Raw genomic sequence first — 17,509 nt, forward strand, 5'->3', positions numbered from 1 at the left:
ATTGTGTAGAGAGAGAATCAGCTTTTCGAATTGAAAGAATTTGCTTGGCGACGATAGCGTTTTGGACCCACCTGACTCCATGCCGAACTCAGTCGTGAAACGAAACAGCGCCGATGGTAGTGTGGGGTCTCCCCATGTGAGAGTAGGACATCGCCAGGCTTTAATTTATCGTTTGTCTACTGAAGCTTGATGCTTTTGATAGCTGCGATGCTCATGTGCACTTGCACACTGCGCGTCTCACTTCAAAATCCTCATCGCACAGCGACAAACGTCTAAATAAAGCAGTTTTTGAGAGTAAGACTTTATTTAGTAAATGTCTGTAGAGACAAGCTATTACCCAATTTGCTGATATAGCTCAGGTGGTAGAGCGCATCCTTGGTAAGGATGAGGTCCCCAGTTCGAGTCTGGGTATCAGCACCATGATACAAACGAATATTAAATTTTGTTTAGCGGCCATAGCGTTTTGGACCCACCTGATTCCATGCCGAACTCAGAAGTGAAACGAAACTGCGCCGATGGTAGTGTGGGGTCTCCCCATGTGAGAGTAGGTCACTGCTAAACACCAATTGAAAGCCCTGACATCGTCAGGGCTTTTTTCGTATGGTCTTATTTATTCGTGTATTCTCTCGATGATTTATACCAATCGCACTAATTTTATGATCTAATGTCAACTTCAATAGGAGCTGATATGATGACCTCTGACTTCCCAAAACTTATTCGTGAAACATCTGATGCTAGGATGCGTACGAGACTTCTTGCTATATCTCATTTCGTGGATGGAAAAAGCCGCACTCAGATCGCCAAATATTTAAAAGTCAGTCGTACCAGTGTCAATAACTGGGTGGTGACTTATTTGAAGAACGGTGTTGAAGGCTTAGTAGAAAAGCAGCATACAGGCCGTCCTCCACGACTGACTGAAGACCAGCTATCTCAGTTAAAGCTGTACATAACTTCCAATGCGATTAAGCCTGAAGGTGGAAGACTACAGGGAACAGATATTATTGAATTCATACATGAGGAATTTGGCCTATCGTACAGCTTATCAGGTATCTATAAAATATTGAGAAAGCTTGATTTAGTTTGGATAACAAACGAGTATGGCGTCAATAGTTAATTTTTCGCCATATTTTCATTCCACATAGTTCCGTCTCTTAGCATTGAATTCAGGATCACAACCATCTTTCTAACACAGGCAATGATGGCTACTTTTTTGGGTTTTCCTGCTTCCAGTAATCGCTGATATGTGGTCTTAAAAACAGGGTTAGATTGCATTGCAGACATCATCGCCATATACAGGACTGTACGCACCTGAGCACGCCCACCTTGGATAATTCGTTTGCCTTTATAGCGGCCACTTTCTCTATTCATGGGAGCAACACCTATTAGAGAAGCCGCTTGTTTATTGTTGATGTAACCCAGCTCAGGAACGTTGCTAATGATGGCGGCCGCACTCACTTTCCCGATGCCTGGGACACTTTGTAAAATGATATTTTTGCTCTGATAAGAAGGCGTTTTTTCAATGAGAGCAATGATGAGTGTTTCGATCTTCTCTATCTGATTTTTGAAGGAAGTAATGATAGGATTGATTGTGGAATGAAGCGTTTTAGGGAGTTGTTGTAAGCGATTCTTTTCCATGGTTTGCATCGTTAAAATTTGATGTCGACGGGCGACTAAATCACTCATTAATCGCATGATTTCTGGTTTTAACTGGGTCAGTTGAGGTTGAATGGCTTCGCTATAATGAGCGATTAATTGAGCATCCAGTTTATCCGTTTTAGCTCTGCGGCCAATAGCGCCAGCGAAGCGTTTAATGTGGATAGGATTGGCAATTACAAAAGGTAAATTGGCTTTGGAACAGGCGATAATAAAAGGCATTTCAAGGCGGCCGGTTGCTTCGATAACGATGCGTTCAGGCTGATGTTTCTTGATGACTTTTACCGCTTCTTTTATTCCTTTACCATCATTAGAAACCGTAAAAAAGATATCAAGTGGGCGGATATAGATATCTAGATTTGCTTTGCCGGTATCAACACCGACATTAATATTTTGAAGTGTGTTTGTATTCATAATAAGCTAACTCTTGCTTGCGTAATGCGGGTTCGAGACCCAGTCGAGTATTCGAGTTTAGTGCTTGGAGTTCTATGTCGCGTTCATGTTTGTTATCGGTCTCTCGATAGAGGAGCCAGCGTTCAATCGAACTACGACATAGAAAGCTTTAGTTGCAGCTAAAGCCTGGGTCTCACATTACCCGAAACAGGTCGATTAATGGGGATAATTTCCCATACAACGCGTTCAAAGCACCCAAAGCAATCTGTAGAAGCGCAAGAAGCTTTTAAAAAAATTCCAAATCGAAACGATCCTTAAGATCCCAGGACATGTGGCTTTAAAAGATGTTCAAATCTGGTTTCAAGATGAAGCCAGATTTGGCCAGCGCAACACAACCACCCGAATATGGGCAGAAAAAGGGACTCGCCCCAGAGCGGTACAACAACAGCAATTTGAGTATGCGTACCTCTTTGGAGCGGTGTGCGTTAATACCGGAGAAACTGAAGCTATTGTTGTGCCGATGAGCAACATGGAAGCAATGAAAGAGCAACTCAGGCTCATTTCTCAATCAACACCCACGGACAAACATGCTGTCGTCATCATGGATCAAGCCAGTTGGCATCAAAGTTATCTTGCCGATTCATTCAAGAACGTGACTATCATTCATATACCGTCCTATTCACCGGAACTGAATCCAATAGAGCAGGTATGGAGTTGGTTACGTCAGAACGAAATAGCCAATAGGTGTTTTGAATGTTATGACGATATTGTCGACAAGCTGTGTAGTGCTTGGAATCGTTTTTGTGCAGACAAAAGCAGAGTCATTTCACTCTGCTTTAGAGATTGGACCATGTTGACCAATTAATTAGTGCGATTGGTATTATCTGCAAATAAAGAAAAAGCTGATGTATAACATCAGCTTTCAATCACTTCTATAAAATGGCTTTGTACGCATCTGGCTATTACCAGTCGATACTTTTTAGTTTAAGAAGCTTGGGATTTTTGATTCATATTCGGCAATTTTATCTTCATGCTGAAGTGTCAGGCCGATATTATCCAATCCGTTCAGAAGACAGTGGCGACGGAATTCATCGATTTCAAAACTGTATTCTTTACCATTTGCCGACACTTTCATCGCTTCCAGATCAACGGTAATCTCAGCACCTTCATTGGCTTCAACATATTGGAAAATCGCATCGACTTCGCTTTCTTTCAGGCGAACCGGCACCATTTGGTTGTTGATTGAGTTGCCGTAAAAAATATCAGCAAAGCTTGGCGCTATCATCACCTGAATCCCGTAATCAGCCAAAGCCCATGGCGCGTGTTCACGGGATGAACCACAACCAAAGTTCTCACGAGCTAGCAGAATACTGGCTCCCTGATAACGGGGGGCATTCATCACAAACTCAGGGTTGGGTTGTTGGCCGGCATCATCTAGGAAGCGCCAGTCATGGAATAGATGTTTACCAAAACCGATACGGTTTACTTTTTGTAGAAACTGCTTCGGGATAATCGCATCAGTATCGACGTTCGCTGCATCCAGCGGAACGACTAAACCTGTATGTTTTTTAAATCCTGACATCATTATTCCCCTTGCTCAAGTGTACGAATATCAACAAAGTGTCCAGCGATTGCTGCTGCTGCCGCCATTGCAGGACTGACAAGATGCGTGCGACCAGCTCGCCCCTGACGTCCTTCAAAGTTTCGGTTCGATGTTGATGCACAGCGTTCTCCCGGCCCTAGGCGATCATTATTCATCGCCAGACACATTGAGCATCCCGGTAAACGCCATTCAAACCCGGCATCGGTAAAGATTTTATCTAAACCTTCTGATTCAGCTTGTGCTTTGACCTGCTCTGAACCCGGCACAACGATTGCCTGTACGTGCGATGCGACTTTTTTACCTTGAGCAATGTGTGCCGCTGCACGCATGTCTTCAATCCGGGAATTGGTACAAGAACCGATGAAAACTTTATCGACGTTATAGTCGGATAGCAGTTTGCCTCCTTCAAGCCCCATATAGTTCAGTGCTTTGGTCGCAGATGATTGCTCGATTAAATCAGTAAAATTTTCCGGAGCCGGAATAGGGGCATCAATCGAAATGACTTGTCCTGGGTTGGTACCCCATGTTACTTGAGGTTTAATGTCTGCTGCATCTAATGTCACCACGGCATCGTATTCGGCACCATCGTCAGACTGCAATGTTTGCCAGTATTCGACTGCTTTGTCCCAGTTTTCACCTGTCGGTGCAAACTTACGACCTTTGATGTAGTCATATGTCGTTTGATCCGGCGCTATCAGGCCGGCTTTGGCACCCATCTCTATCGCCATGTTACAAACGGTCATTCGACCTTCCATCGACAGATCTTGAATGGCCTGACCACAGAATTCAACGACATATCCGGTCCCGCCTGCTGCTGTGGTTTTACCGATGATCGCCAGCACGATATCTTTTGCAGTAATCCCCTTCGCAACCTTGCCTTTGACTTCAATTTTCATTGTTTTGGCACGTGCTTGCTTGAGGGTTTGCGTGGCAAGGACGTGTTCAACTTCAGACGTCCCGATCCCGAAAGCCAGTGAGCCGAATGCTCCGTGTGTTGCCGTATGAGAATCACCACAAACAATGGTCATTCCCGGTAGGGTAATCCCCAACTCTGGTCCCATGACGTGCACGATACCCTGATATTTGTGATTGATATCGTAGAGTGTGACACCGAACTCTTCGCAGTTTTTTGAGAGCGTTTCCATCTGGATCTGAGCCATCTCACCGGAAGCTCTGATGTCTTTTGTGGTTGTAGAGACGTTATGGTCCATAGTGGCAAAGGTTTTGTTGACCTGACGGACAGAGCGACCTTTTTCCCGGAGCCCGTCGAAAGCTTGTGGTGACGTGACTTCATGAACTAAATGACGATCGATATACAAAATCGGGTTTTCACCTTCAGCGGCGACCACGACATGTGCATCGTAGATTTTTTCGTATAATGTTTTTGCTTTTGACATTGCTTCTACCTTGAGCTTGTTCGTGGACCGAGAATCCTCTCGGTCACATGCTTATGCACTTAAGCTTTTTCACTTAATATATAGGCTGCGATTTTGTCGCCCATTTCAGAGGTTGTCAGTGCCGGTTTATCCGTTGCCAGATCCGCGGTTAGCTCCCCGGCGGATAGTGCCTTGCTGACGGCAACCTCAATATCTTGAGCCGCTGCTTCTTCACCCAGACTGTAACGGAGCATTAATGCTGCCGATAAAATCTGAGCAACTGGATTGGCAATGTTTTTCCCTGCGATATCTGGTGCACTGCCACCTGCGGGTTCATACAGCCCGAAATTGCTTTCGTTCAGACTGGCTGAAGGAAGCATTCCCATTGAACCAGTGATCATGGCGCACTCATCAGAGAGAATATCACCAAAGATATTTGAACATAGCATGACATCGAACTGAGCCGGATCTTTAATTAGCTGCATAGTTGCATTGTCGATGTACATATGGGACAACTCGACATCCGGATAATCTTTGCCAATTTCGCTCACGACTTCTCGCCATAAGATAGAGCTTTGCAGGACGTTTGCTTTATCAATCGAGCATACTTTCTTACGACGTAAACGGGCTGATTCAAAAGCAATTTTAGCAATACGTTCAATCTCATAGCGGTGATAGACTTCCGTATCAAATGCTTTTTCATTGGCGCCTTCACCTTCGCGCCCTTTAGGTTGACCAAAATAGATCCCCCCAGTGAGCTCGCGTACAACCACGATGTCAAATCCATTGGCCGAGATATCTGCACGTAGTGGCGAAAACGTTTCGAGTCCCTGATGAATTTGTGCCGGGCGTAAGTTGCAGAACAGTTGAAAATGCTTACGCAATGGTAATAAAGCACCGCGTTCAGGTTGTTCATTTGGTGGTAGATGTTCCCATTTTGGTCCTCCGACTGAACCAAACAAAACTGCTTGCGCCTGTTCACATCCCTTCAGTGTTTGTTCCGGAAGTGGACTGCCGTGATTATCGATGGCAATACCACCAACGTCGTATTCAGTCCGGTCAAAAGCGATGTTGTATTTTGTTTGAATCGCATCAAGTACTTTATGAGCCTGTTGCATGACTTCCGGGCCGATGCCGTCACCGGGCAGTACTGCAATTTTATAAGTTTTGTCTGTCATGTGAGTCCTTGTTCACTCTCGTATTTATTGATTTTTTACCTACGTCGGTCTGTGTGACACAATGAGACCGACGCCTAGGGGCTTATATTTATTGTTGCTATTATACTGTAGCTATTTTTTTCTTTTTAATGACTTCGATCTGATCGGCTCGTTGAATACTGTTGATCACATGTAATAATGCTTCTCCCGAAGCTTCAACGATATCGGTGGATATTCCCGTTCCGTGGTATTTTCGGCCTTTATAGTTGGCGATAATATCTGCTTGTCCTAAACCGTCTTCACCTTCTCCTTTCGCGGTCAGATCGAATTTATCGAGGACGATATCGTAACCAGTAACACGGTAAATGCATTGATACAATGCGTCTACCGGACCGTTACCGACAGCGGCTTCGCATTTTTCTTCATCGCCACATTGCAGTTTTATCGTGGTGGTTGCCATCACGCTGCCTGATTGAACGCTCAGATAGTTTAGTTTGTAGAAGTCGTCTTCTTCACGCAAATTGGAGAAGAACATCAAGGATTCTAAGTCATAATCGAACACCTGACCTTTGCGGTCAGCAAGTTTTAGGAAATCTTCATAAAGTGCATCCAAATTATATTCATCTTCCTGATAGCCCATTGCATCCATATGACTTTTCACCGCAGCCCTGCCACTACGACTTGTCAGATTTAATGCCTGATTTTTCAGACCAATCGATTCTGGGGTCATAATTTCATAGGTATTCTTATTTTTCAGCATCCCATCCTGATGGATGCCGGAGGAATGGCTGAATGCATTGGTGCCCACGATTGCTTTGTTGCTTTGGATCGGCATATTACAAATCTGGCTGACCATTTTACTTGTTCGGTGGATTTCCTCGTGTTTAATGCCAGTATGAACACCTAAAAGCTCTTGGCGAGTCTTGATGATCATCGCGATCTCTTCCAGTGCACAGTTTCCGGCACGTTCACCGATACCGTTGATTGTTCCTTCAACCTGACGGGCTCCGGCTTGAACAGCAGAGATCGAGTTGGCAACGGACATTCCCAAATCATCGTGGCAGTGGACAGAAATAATTGCCTTATCAATGTTGGGTATACGGTTGAATAATGTCTGAATGATACCACCGAACTCCCCAGGAACTGTATAGCCAACGGTATCAGGGATATTAATTGTTCTGGCTCCGGCCTCAATTGCGGCTTCAACCATGCGGCATAAGTTGTCGATTGGGGTTCGCCCTGCGTCCTCACAAGAGAATTCAACATCATCCGTATAACGACGAGCATGTTTGATCGCTTTGACCCCCATCTCTACCACTTGGTCATAGCTACGACGAAGCTTGTCCTGAACATGAACCGTTGAGGTTGAAATGAACGTGTGAATTCGGAATGCTTCAGCAACTTTTAAGGCTTCGCCTGCGGCATCAATGTCTTTTTCTACAGCGCGGGCAAGTGCACAGACTCGGCTGTTTTTGATGTTTTTAGCGATGGTTTGTACCGATTCAAAGTCGCCCGGAGAAGAGACCGGAAAGCCGGCTTCAATCACATCCACTCCCAGTCGTTCCAGAGCGTAGGCAATTTGTAATTTTTCTCTCACCGTTAAACTGGCAGATAATGCTTGTTCTCCGTCCCGTAGGGTTGTATCGAAGATAATGACCTGATCGTTCATATTGGCTGGCTCCTAGACCGATAAGTGGTTGTGTTTGCTCACTTGATATTTTTTTGTTAAGTACTTTTAGCTATAAAAAAACCCGCATTTCGATGCGGGTTTTTGTGATTCTTTGTGGTGTTTTCTGTCCACTGGCTACCCGCGCGATTGATACACGATAAGGAGGAGGCCTAGTAGGAGAGAAGTTTTCAATGTCATGTTCATTTACTTTCCACAAAATTCAATAACAAATTAGTACCGCACCTGATACATTACGTCAACCCAAAATTGTATATTTATTGGTAGTACCTGTTTCAGTCGTGGACCGTACTTCGTGTATTTCGATGGTCGGATATGATTTTATTCCGAGCTTAGATGAGACTGAAATCGTAACGGGACGATTATTCTCCGTACAAAAATATGGGGGTCTTGAGAGACGGAATCTCCCCCTGAAACTACCCATCTTTTATTGAGTATCCATCTTACTGTCTTATCGTTTTCAATTCATATCATGCACTGTTTTTGTCGATGCAAGGTTTTTGCTGATACAAATGTCTACCTGACCGCTGAGGGTCTCTACCCATGATGCTCATCGATTCGCTAACAGACTGCATTCATTGATTCAACAACATTCATACTTTCGGCAACAACAATGTTCATACTTTCGACAACAAATAGTCACACCGCTGTCATCTGGACTGATTAGTGTCTTGGATATAAAGGGGTTGAACTACAGGAATGCAGTCATGAGAGTTATTGAACCGATTGTGAAATTTGATCTGGCCTTGTCACTGTTCTGTCTGCAACACAGATTCAGTTATCCATTGGCACGTATTAGCCGAGCTGTCTCCCATACCGGAGATGGTCATTTATATGTTGCCATTGGTGGTGCTGCTTTTTTGGTTGATGAGATTGCAGGTCAGGCATTACTCATCACTGGATTGATCTCATTTCTGATTGAGTTGCCGCTTTACTGGTTGTTTAAAAACCTTTTTCAACGGCGTCGTCCTCAAGAGTTCTCCTCAAGAGTCATTGCTTATATTACGCCTTCTGATCGGTTTAGCTTGCCTTCTGGGCATACGAGTGCCGCTTTTCTGATGGCAACACTCATTGCTTCCTTTTATCCATCATTGTCAGTGATGGTGTTTATCTGGGCTGGGTGTATTGGTGCCGCTCGTATTCTGCTGGGGGTTCATTTTTTCACGGATGTACTGATTGGTGCTTTACTCGGTATGAGTTGTGCGCAAGCTGGCCAACTGGTTATGGAGTGGATGATTTGAAAATTCTCTATGGTGTTCAGGGAACCGGGAACGGCCATACGGCACGAGCCAGAGTGATGAGCCATGCACTCCGTCAATATCATGATGTAGATGTCGATTTTATTTTCAGTGGCAGAGAGCAAGATAAATATTTTTCAATGGACTGCTTTGGCAGTTATCAAACCCGTCGTGGGTTGACGTTTATGACCGAAAAGGGACGGGTCGATTATTTAAAAACCGCCAGAGAGAATCGGTTTGGTCAATTGATTTCCGATATCCGCCAGCTTGATCTCAGCGCTTATGATTTAGTGATCAGTGATTTTGAACCGATTACATCGTGGGCGGCAAAATTACAGCACAAACCCTGTATCAGTCTTAGTCATCAGAATGCTTTTCGTTATCCGGTACCGTCAAAGGGAGCCAACTGGCTTGATAAGAAGATTATTACCAATTTCGCACCTGCTGATCATTATCTTGGGTTGCACTGGTATCACTTCGAGCATCCGATTTTACCGCCGATTATTCATACCTGCGGGGCGGCAGCAGAGAACCAACCTTTCATTTTAATCTATCTTCCATTCGAATCACTGGAATCCATCATGGATCTGTTCTTTCGTTTCGGTCACTATCAGTTTGTCTGTTATCACCCCATGGTTGATGAAATGAAGCAGACAGAGAACATGACACTTCATCCATTATGCCATGAGAGTTTCCAAGAGCATTTACGTTGCTGTGCCGGCGTGATTGCCAATGGTGGATTTGAACTCCCTTCTGAAGCCATGTCGTATGGCAAAAAATTACTCCTCAAACCTTTGATGGGCCAATTTGAGCAGCAGAGCAACGTGGCGACACTTGAAATACTGGGGCTCGCTTCTGCGATGGAATCGCTTGATGTTGCCGTAATTCGGCAGTGGCTCGATGAACCGAACGCAGAGCGAGTCGTTTATCCTGATGTTGCTCAAGCCATTGCTGAATGGGTGGTTCAGGGGCGTTGGGATAGTCATCAGCAACTGTGTCATTCGCTCTGGAAACAGGTTAACTTTCCTGATTATGTCATGGTGTAATACTGATGAATCATTGATCAGCGTTAATCTATTTTACTTACCATATATGAAATGAATAGTTATAGATTTTCTGTTGCAAACCTATAACTCACGTCAATTAATTTTGTGAATACTATAAAATCAGCGATTTTATCTTTTTTGATGTTTTTTTAACGATATGATTTTTATGGTAATTTTTCAAAATGAGGTAAAATAAACTGACTTTTTATCAATCCAGTTGCCTTTTGTACATCAATTAAAAGATAGTGAATTACACAGCCTACTCATACGAACTATCAATAGGTTGGTCAAAATAGAATCACGTTGAGTCACTTTATCTGATGTATGTCACTTCGCCTGACAAGAGCGTTATTCCTAGCGGGATAACGAAAGTGATGACTGAAGCAAAATAAGAGGCATTCTAAATGTTAGAAAAAAAAGAAGTTATCCAACCAGTCGCCAGCTATCGGATGGAAAGTACGCTACGAGGCGTTGATTTGAATCTGCTCACCGTGTTTGATGCCGTGATGCAGGAACAAAATATTACTCGAGCAGCTCATAATTTAGGGATGTCTCAGCCAGCAGTAAGTAACGCTGTGGCACGCCTGAAAGTGATGTTTAATGATGAACTATTCATGCGGCAAGGACGAGGTATTCAGCCGACTCAACGTGCCCGACAGCTTTTTGGCCCGATTCGCCAAGCATTACAGTTAATTCGTAATGAACTACCGAATTCTGTTTTTACGCCTGAATCTTCAACCAGACAGTTCAACTTAGCGATTTGTAGTCCGAATGATTTGCGCTTCGCACCGAAGATTTTCTCGTCAATTCACGATCAGGCACCTCAAGTGCAACTGCATTTGGAAGCGGACTCGAACCAACAACTTGCTGAACGGTTACGTTATCAGGAAGTCGATTTTGTCATTGACTATGCGCGTTTTGAAGAATCCGGTTTCTGTAGTACCGAAATTTTCCAAGATGAGCTGGTGATTGTTGCTTCTAAGCAACACCCTCGTATTCAAGGAGCGATTACCTCAGCACAGGTCATAGAAGAGCAACACGCGAAGCTCTCTCAGGCGCATGGTATTCGGAGTTTCAGTGAACAGGCTTACCGAGATATCGATTGCCATTCCCACTATGAGGGGACAAGCTTAAGCAATGTGCTTTATGTTGTCAGTCAGTCAGAACTGATTACCATCGCACCACGTTGGTTGGTGGAAGCGTCACCAAATAGAGAGCAACTTCAAACCATTGCTTCACCATTTGAACGTAAACAGATCAGTGGTTACCTGAGCTGGCACGAATCGAATGAAAAAGATAAAGGACACGGTTGGCTGAGAGAACAGCTCATGATGATTTGTGGTGAAATTGTCAGTGCTCCTGTGACACATTAATCTGTGTTTCATCCTGATGTTGCCGACCCGATGAAAATAAGGGAAGGCAACGTCTGTTTTTGCCTTTCTCTTTACTCTTCCTCTTTCTTCTTCGAATTCTTCCTGATAAGCGTCGATTGGGTCGCTTACTTTATATCAACAGATTTGTTTCTTCTTTAGCATCTTGATGACTTTTGTTACATGGAATAAATATTTTATGTCTTTTTTGTTCTCAGGATTGACATGGTTATCTAACTTTAAATGTTTTTACCGTAGAGAGTTCTAAATAGGTGTCTATGTGCAACATATTCGCTAAATCGCGGTCAGAAACTGAATAGACCAATCTTTCTGAAGCGAGTAAAGTTGTTTTATCCCTTGCGGTGTTATGACCCTGCAAGGACATAGCCATTAGCGAATCGATTTCGATTAGGCTACGAATAAGCCCTAGACTATGTAACCAACCAGACTGTTGAACTGACCTCGGGATACAGTGGCTGGTAAGGAGAATAATATGGTAATGCTATCCGGTGCAGAGATGGTTGTTCAGTCTCTGATCGAAGAAGGTGTCGAGCAAATTTTTGGTTACCCCGGTGGATCCGTGCTTGATATCTATGATGCCCTTCATGAAAAAACCGACCAAATCAAACATGTGCTCGTTCGTCATGAACAAGCGGCCACACATATGGCTGACGGTTACGCACGCTCGACCGGTAAACCGGGTGTCGTGCTGGTTTGCTCCGGCCCAGGTGCAACCAATACCGTAACCGGTATTGCGACAGCTTATATGGATTCTATTCCAATGATTGTCATATCAGGCAATGTCCCCAACAGTCTGATTGGTAATGATGCATTTCAGGAATGTGACATCGTTGGGGTTTCCCGGCCAATTGTGAAACATAGCTTTTTGGTCAAAAAAGCTGAAGATATTCCCGAAACAATTAAAAAAGCATTCTATATTGCTTCGACCGGTCGTCCTGGCCCTGTGGTCATTGATTTACCGAAGGATGTTATGAATCCTCAGGTTAAATTGCCTTATCAATATCCGAAAACCATCAAGATGCGCTCTTATAATCCGACAACCAGCGGACATAAAGGGCAGATCAAGAAAGCACTCAAAGCGCTGTTAGATGCGAAAAAGCCAGTTTTATATGTTGGTGGTGGTGCGGTTATTTCTGAGGCGGATAAGCAGATTCTTCAATTAGCGGAAACCTTGAATTTGCCTGTGGTCAGTACCCTGATGGGATTAGGCGCTTTCCCCGGCACTCACGCAAATGCGCTGGGAATGTTGGGAATGCATGGGGTTTATGAAGCCAATATGGCGATGCATCATGCCGATTTGATTTTTGGTATCGGTGTCCGGTTTGATGACCGAACTACGAATAATCTGGAAAAATATTGTCCTCATGCCAAGATCATGCACATTGATATTGACCCGTCTTCAATCTCAAAGAACGTACCGGCGGATTTACCCATCGTCGGCTCAGCAGAAAAAGTTTTGGAAACGATGCTGAAGTTGCTGGTTGAGCAAGGGGGCTCGAATGATGCCAACGCGTTGGAACAATGGTGGAAAGAGATTCAGGTTTGGCGGGAGCGTCAGTGTCTTGCTTATCAGAAATCCAGTGAGCGGATTAAACCGCAACAAGTGATCGAAACGCTCCATCGATTGACCGAAGGGAATGCCTATGTTGCTTCTGATGTCGGGCAACATCAAATGTTTGCGGCTCTTTATTACCCGTTTAACAAGCCACGTCGCTGGATCAATTCTGGTGGCCTTGGCACGATGGGATTTGGTTTACCTGCCGGGATGGGCGTCAAATTCTCTCATCCGGAAGAGGAAGTCGTTGTGGTGACCGGAGACGGCAGTATTCAGATGAATATTCAAGAGCTGTCAACTGCACTGCAATATGATATTCCGGTCAAGATCATCAACTTGAACAACCGTTTCTTGGGGATGGTCAAACAGTGGCAAGATATTATTTATCAGGGACGTCACTCGAATTCATATATGAGTTCTGTGCCGGACTTTGCTGCAATCGCAGAAGCTTATGGGCACGTCGGTATCCGCATCTCAACACCGGATGAATTAGAAGCCGGATTGAAGAAAGCACTGGATATGAAAGATCGTCTGGTGTTTGTGGATATCAATGTCGATGAAACAGAGCACGTTTATCCGATGCAGATTAAAGGCGAAGGGATGGACAAAATGTGGTTGAGCAAAACGGAGAGAACCTGATGAGACACATTATTTCAGTATTAATGGAGAACCAACCCGGTGCTTTGTCTCGTGTGGTCGGATTGTTCTCCCAGCGTGGTTTCAATATTGAAACGTTGAATGTATCCCCGACTGACGATGAGACGTTATCTCGTCTTAACATCACGACTAAAACCAATGCGATGGAGCTGGAACAGATTCAGAAGCAGCTGCATAAATTGATTGATGTATTGAAAGTTCAAGAAGTGTCGGAGTTTGAACATATAGAGCGGGAATTGATGTTGGTGAAAGTGAGAGCCAGTGGTGCAGCCCGGGCTGAGGTGCAACGGACGGCGGATATTTTCAGAGGCCAAATTGTCGATGTTACCAGCAGTCAGTATACAGTTCAGATGGCCGGGACAACCGATAAACTAGATGCGTTTATTGAGGCTATCTCAGAAGTGACAGAAGTGCTAGAGGTTGCTCGCAGTGGCATCGTGGGTATCGCCCGCCGTGAACGTGCTCTGCGTGCGTAATATCATCGTCTGTCATGGCAAAACACAATAAAAAACCGGTATCAGCCGGTTTTTTATTGTTATCCCATTTGACTGGATATGAGCTGCGCTTCGCCAATAAAGTAGCCATCTTCATCAAATCGTTTCACTTCCCCGTTCTCGACAACGATGGTGATTTTTCGGATATCTGAAAACTGCCAGTTACGCCATTGGTAAACAAACTGATCGTGTTCAACCCACCAATAGCCCTCATCCATGTCATTAGGACGATCAGAGATCCCCGTCATTTTGCCGTCAGCCTGAAAGGTGATTCGGTACGGAATATTAAAACAGTCTTTAGTTAAGAGGGTTTGATTTTTCAACAGATGACGAATCGCTTTGCTATGGAGTGGCGGTTGCTGACATTCCTCAAGGGTTTCGATCGGCATAACCTGTTTGGCGATTTGGGAAAGGAGCGCAATCCCTTCCCGGATCTGTTCTGTCCCGATGGATTGGAAGCACAGCCGAAAGCTATTGGTCCGCTCATCGCAGTAATAGTATTTGGCGCCATTATTGATCAAAATACCATGCTGTTCAGCCAGTTGTTCAAACCTTTTAGCATCGAATCCCTGTTTATAGTCGATCCAGAAAGCCGTCCCTGCCAACGACGGTGTCACACCTGATTGTGGGAAATAGTAATTCAGCGCCTTTTCCATCGTCAGCCATTTTTGCCGATAACGTTTGAGCATTTTTTGAGCCAGTGCATCGTAATATCCGAGGCTGAGAAACAAGGCAAGGGTTTGACAGTTGTTCTTCGGCGGTAAGCTATGTGTTCTGAACTGAAGGGCTTTGATCTGTGAAATCAGGGGAGCGGGGGCCACGATATATCCGAGTCGCAACCCCGGAGCAATTGTCGAAGAAAAACTGGAGATATAAATAATACGCTCACTGGATGATTCACTTTTCAGTGGTGGGCAGGTGTCTTCAATGAAATTGATATCATGTTCAAAATCATCTTCAATGATCAAGAAGTCATGCTCTTCAGCCAACGTAAGGAGTTTCCTACGCCGACTGGCAGACAGGCGTACTGTGGTCGGAAATTGATTGCTTGGGGTGGTATAAACCAGTTGGCAGCCGGTAAGTCGTTCATCAATCACCATTCCTTCTTGATCCACATTGATCGGCACAATCTCAGCACGTCTGGCCTGAAACTGGTGCAATGCCTCGGGATAACCGGGATTCTCAACTGCAATTGAGGAATCGGCCGAGATGAGCAGTTTTGACAAATAATAGAGGCTGTTCTGGCATCCGAGAGTAATGGCGATATTATCTCGATTGACAAATATGCCACGCTTGGTCAATACGCGGGTGCGGATCTGTTCAATCAGATCATCATAGTCTGAGTCATTTGATGTCCAAGTGCGATGATTGATGCGATTGAGTGACTGAATACTGCATTTGCGCCATTCAGACACCGGGAATAAGTCCTCATCAACAACGCCACTGACAAAGAGATAAGGATAATTTTTGAGATCTTTGGCTTCGCGTTCCGAAACACTGTTTTCAGCGTTCAGATAGCGACTCCAATCGAGCTGAGTTGATTGTTCTTGTGGTGTTGCTGAAGCGAGCTGGGTAACGGAAATATCCAGCGTGGGATTGACAAAATAGCCTTTGCGTTCAATGGAGACGAGGATCCCTTCTTCGGTCAACTGCTCGTATACGCGCAAAATCGTGTTTCTGGAAACATGAAGATCTTTGGCTAACTTACGTGAAGAGGCAAGGGGAGATTGCTTTGGAATGAAGCCATCGAAGATTGCTTTGGCAAGGCTGCTTTTGATTTGATCTTGCAGTGTTTTTGAATCCTGCGGATCAAGGTGGATATACTGGCTTAGCATACGGCTCCTACAACTGTTTCTTGTGCCGCTGACGAATCCGAGTGAGGCAACGAAGATACGACCATGAAAAGCGACCGTATCTTCGTTGGATGTACTTTTATCTGAATGTACTTCTCTGAATATAATTAGTGAGCGAGCAACGCTTGTAATTCTGCTTTGATGATTTCAATACCTTTGACGATCAGTTCCGGCTCAATCGTCAATGGTGGTAGGAAGCGAATCACATTTCCTTTTACCCCACAAGATAACAAAATCACACCGGCATGGTTACTTTTTACCACAAGCTGTTTGGTTAAATCAGCAAGAGGTGCACCATTGTCGGGATCATTGAATTCGATGGCAATCATGGCCCCGACTTGACGGATGTCACCAATTTGAGGAATCTCTTTTTGCAATTCGGTCAATTGTTCCTTAAATTGCAAGCCAATATGTTGCGCTCTTTCACAGAGATTTTCTTTTTCAATGATATCGAGCACTTCTAACGCAGCAACACAAGCGAGCGGTGATCCTGCATAAGTCCCACCGACGCCTCCGGGATTGGCAGCATCCATAATTTCTGCTTTACCGACAACACCGGACAATGGGAATCCCCCGGCAATACCTTTAGCCATCGTGAACAGATCTGCTTCAATGCCGAGGTATTCTGTCGCAAACATTTTGCCGGTTCGGGCAAATCCGGTCTGAATTTCGTCACAGATTAAAACAATACCGTGTTTATCACATATTTCGCGGATTTTCTGTGCCCAAGATGCAGGTGCCTGATAGAACCCGCCTTCTCCCTGAATCGGCTCGAAAATGATTGCCGCGATACGGCTCGGCTCGATATCACAAGCGAATAAATCGTCCAAAGCACTCAGGCTTTGCGCTTCAGTGACGCCATGATAGTCATTCGGGAATGGCAGGTGATAGATTTCGTTTGGAAACGGCCCAAAACCAGTTTTGTAGGGCGCGACTTTTCCGGTAAGTCCCATACACATGTTTGTCCGACCATGGAAGCCGCCTTTAAAGGCTATGACGCCCGAACGGCCGGTATGTGCCCGCGCAATTTTCACCGCATTTTCTACCGCTTCAGCACCGGTGGTCACGAATGCCGCTTTTTTCTCAAAATTTCCCGGTGTTTTTGCCACGATTTTTTCAGCCAGTTCAACAAAGCTCGCATAAGGCGTGACCATTGAACAGGTATGACTGAAGTTGTCTAACTGCTTTTTAACGGCTTCAATAATCTGCGGATGAGAATGGCCGGTATTATTCACGGCAATCCCTGCGGCAAAGTCGATATACGTTTTGCCTTCAATATCTGTGATGAGCGCATTTTTAGCATTTGCCGCGTAAATCGGCGCCAGGTTAGCCATCCCTTTTGCAACGACTTTTTCCTTACGGGCTTGCCATTCCATATTTGTCATGAGTTTTATTCCTTCACATTC

The 17,509-nt window shown here is 44.7% G+C and carries 13 protein-coding genes, 1 tRNA gene, 2 rRNA genes and 1 pseudogene; 10 read left to right on the forward strand and 7 right to left on the reverse strand.

The window, feature by feature from the left end:
- The first annotated feature begins 43 nt into the window (after window positions 1-43).
- The 4 genes from rrf (MKS89_RS02020) (at window position 44) to MKS89_RS02035 (ending at window position 1,114) form a co-directional block, all read left to right on the forward strand.
- Window positions 44-159: ribosomal RNA gene (rrf, locus tag MKS89_RS02020) — 5S ribosomal RNA — on the forward strand.
- Window positions 160-344: 185 nt separating this feature from the next.
- Window positions 345-420 (forward strand) — tRNA-Thr (locus MKS89_RS02025).
- Between the two features lie 25 nt (window positions 421-445).
- A 5S ribosomal RNA gene (rrf, locus tag MKS89_RS02030) occupies window positions 446-561 on the forward strand.
- 127 nt (window positions 562-688) lie between these two features.
- Window positions 689-1,114, forward strand: coding sequence for a helix-turn-helix domain-containing protein (locus tag MKS89_RS02035; RefSeq protein WP_159439587.1), 426 nt, complete (start codon window positions 689-691; stop codon window positions 1,112-1,114).
- On the opposite strand, the gene MKS89_RS02040 is transcribed toward MKS89_RS02035, so the two are convergent.
- Complete coding sequence (locus MKS89_RS02040) at window positions 1,111-2,067, reverse strand: IS110 family RNA-guided transposase (RefSeq protein ID WP_072954044.1); 957 nt, start codon at window positions 2,065-2,067, stop codon at window positions 1,111-1,113. The genes MKS89_RS02035 and MKS89_RS02040 overlap by 4 nt on opposite strands.
- Before the next feature lie 216 nt (window positions 2,068-2,283).
- Here MKS89_RS02040 and MKS89_RS02045 point away from each other — a divergent pair.
- A pseudogene (locus MKS89_RS02045) lies at window positions 2,284-2,911 on the forward strand (IS630 family transposase); the annotation flags it as partial.
- A gap of 114 nt (window positions 2,912-3,025) precedes the next feature.
- On the opposite strand, the gene leuD reads toward MKS89_RS02045, so the two are convergent.
- The 4 genes from leuD to leuA all read right to left on the reverse strand — a co-directional run bounded on the left by leuD (window position 3,026) and on the right by leuA (window position 7,851).
- Window positions 3,026-3,628 carry a 3-isopropylmalate dehydratase small subunit gene (leuD, locus tag MKS89_RS02050; RefSeq protein WP_072960283.1) on the reverse strand — a complete coding sequence of 201 codons (603 nt, stop codon included), beginning with the start codon at window positions 3,626-3,628 and terminating at the stop codon, window positions 3,026-3,028.
- A gap of 2 nt (window positions 3,629-3,630) precedes the next feature.
- Window positions 3,631-5,046: a 3-isopropylmalate dehydratase large subunit gene (leuC, locus tag MKS89_RS02055; RefSeq protein ID WP_072960281.1), complete on the reverse strand. Its 1,416-nt coding sequence runs from the start codon at window positions 5,044-5,046 to the stop codon at window positions 3,631-3,633.
- Between the two features lie 59 nt (window positions 5,047-5,105).
- Window positions 5,106-6,203, reverse strand: coding sequence for a 3-isopropylmalate dehydrogenase (leuB, locus tag MKS89_RS02060; protein ID WP_072960279.1), 1,098 nt, complete (start codon window positions 6,201-6,203; stop codon window positions 5,106-5,108).
- Window positions 6,204-6,303: 100 nt separating this feature from the next.
- Entirely contained in the window at window positions 6,304-7,851 is a 1,548-nt protein-coding gene (leuA, locus tag MKS89_RS02065) for a 2-isopropylmalate synthase (RefSeq protein ID WP_072960276.1), read from the reverse strand.
- A gap of 725 nt (window positions 7,852-8,576) precedes the next feature.
- Between leuA and MKS89_RS02070 the strand changes: the two genes are divergently transcribed.
- The 5 genes from MKS89_RS02070 to ilvN all read left to right on the forward strand — a co-directional run bounded on the left by MKS89_RS02070 (window position 8,577) and on the right by ilvN (window position 14,232).
- On the forward strand, window positions 8,577-9,110 hold the full coding sequence (locus MKS89_RS02070; protein ID WP_072960273.1) for a phosphatase PAP2 family protein: 534 nt from the start codon (window positions 8,577-8,579) through the stop codon (window positions 9,108-9,110).
- Window positions 9,107-10,153 carry an MJ1255/VC2487 family glycosyltransferase gene (locus MKS89_RS02075; protein ID WP_072960315.1) on the forward strand — a complete coding sequence of 349 codons (1,047 nt, stop codon included), beginning with the start codon at window positions 9,107-9,109 and terminating at the stop codon, window positions 10,151-10,153. Before MKS89_RS02070 ends, MKS89_RS02075 begins: the two co-directional genes overlap by 4 nt.
- 404 nt (window positions 10,154-10,557) lie before the next feature.
- Window positions 10,558-11,526: a transcriptional regulator LeuO gene (leuO, locus tag MKS89_RS02080; RefSeq protein ID WP_072960270.1), complete on the forward strand. Its 969-nt coding sequence runs from the start codon at window positions 10,558-10,560 to the stop codon at window positions 11,524-11,526.
- 490 nt (window positions 11,527-12,016) lie between these two features.
- Complete coding sequence (locus tag MKS89_RS02085) at window positions 12,017-13,738, forward strand: acetolactate synthase 3 large subunit (protein ID WP_072960267.1); 1,722 nt, start codon at window positions 12,017-12,019, stop codon at window positions 13,736-13,738.
- Window positions 13,738-14,232 (forward strand): acetolactate synthase small subunit, encoded by a 495-nt coding sequence (gene ilvN, locus MKS89_RS02090; protein ID WP_021020489.1) that lies wholly within the window; start codon window positions 13,738-13,740, stop codon window positions 14,230-14,232. The genes MKS89_RS02085 and ilvN overlap by 1 nt, the downstream gene beginning before the upstream one ends.
- A 59-nt stretch (window positions 14,233-14,291) precedes the next feature.
- Here the strand turns inward: ilvN and pdxR are convergent, their stop codons facing one another.
- The gene (pdxR, locus tag MKS89_RS02095; protein WP_072960264.1) at window positions 14,292-16,085 is read right to left on the reverse strand and encodes a MocR-like pyridoxine biosynthesis transcription factor PdxR; all 1,794 of its coding nucleotides are present in this window, start codon (window positions 16,083-16,085) and stop codon (window positions 14,292-14,294) included.
- A gap of 125 nt (window positions 16,086-16,210) precedes the next feature.
- Window positions 16,211-17,488 carry a 4-aminobutyrate--2-oxoglutarate transaminase gene (gene gabT, locus MKS89_RS02100; protein WP_072960262.1) on the reverse strand — a complete coding sequence of 426 codons (1,278 nt, stop codon included), beginning with the start codon at window positions 17,486-17,488 and terminating at the stop codon, window positions 16,211-16,213.
- Between the last annotated feature and the right edge of the window lie 21 nt (window positions 17,489-17,509).

Origin of the sequence: Vibrio gazogenes, assembly GCF_023920225.1 — a bacterium.
In the GTDB taxonomy this organism is placed as follows: domain Bacteria; phylum Pseudomonadota; class Gammaproteobacteria; order Enterobacterales; family Vibrionaceae; genus Vibrio; species Vibrio gazogenes.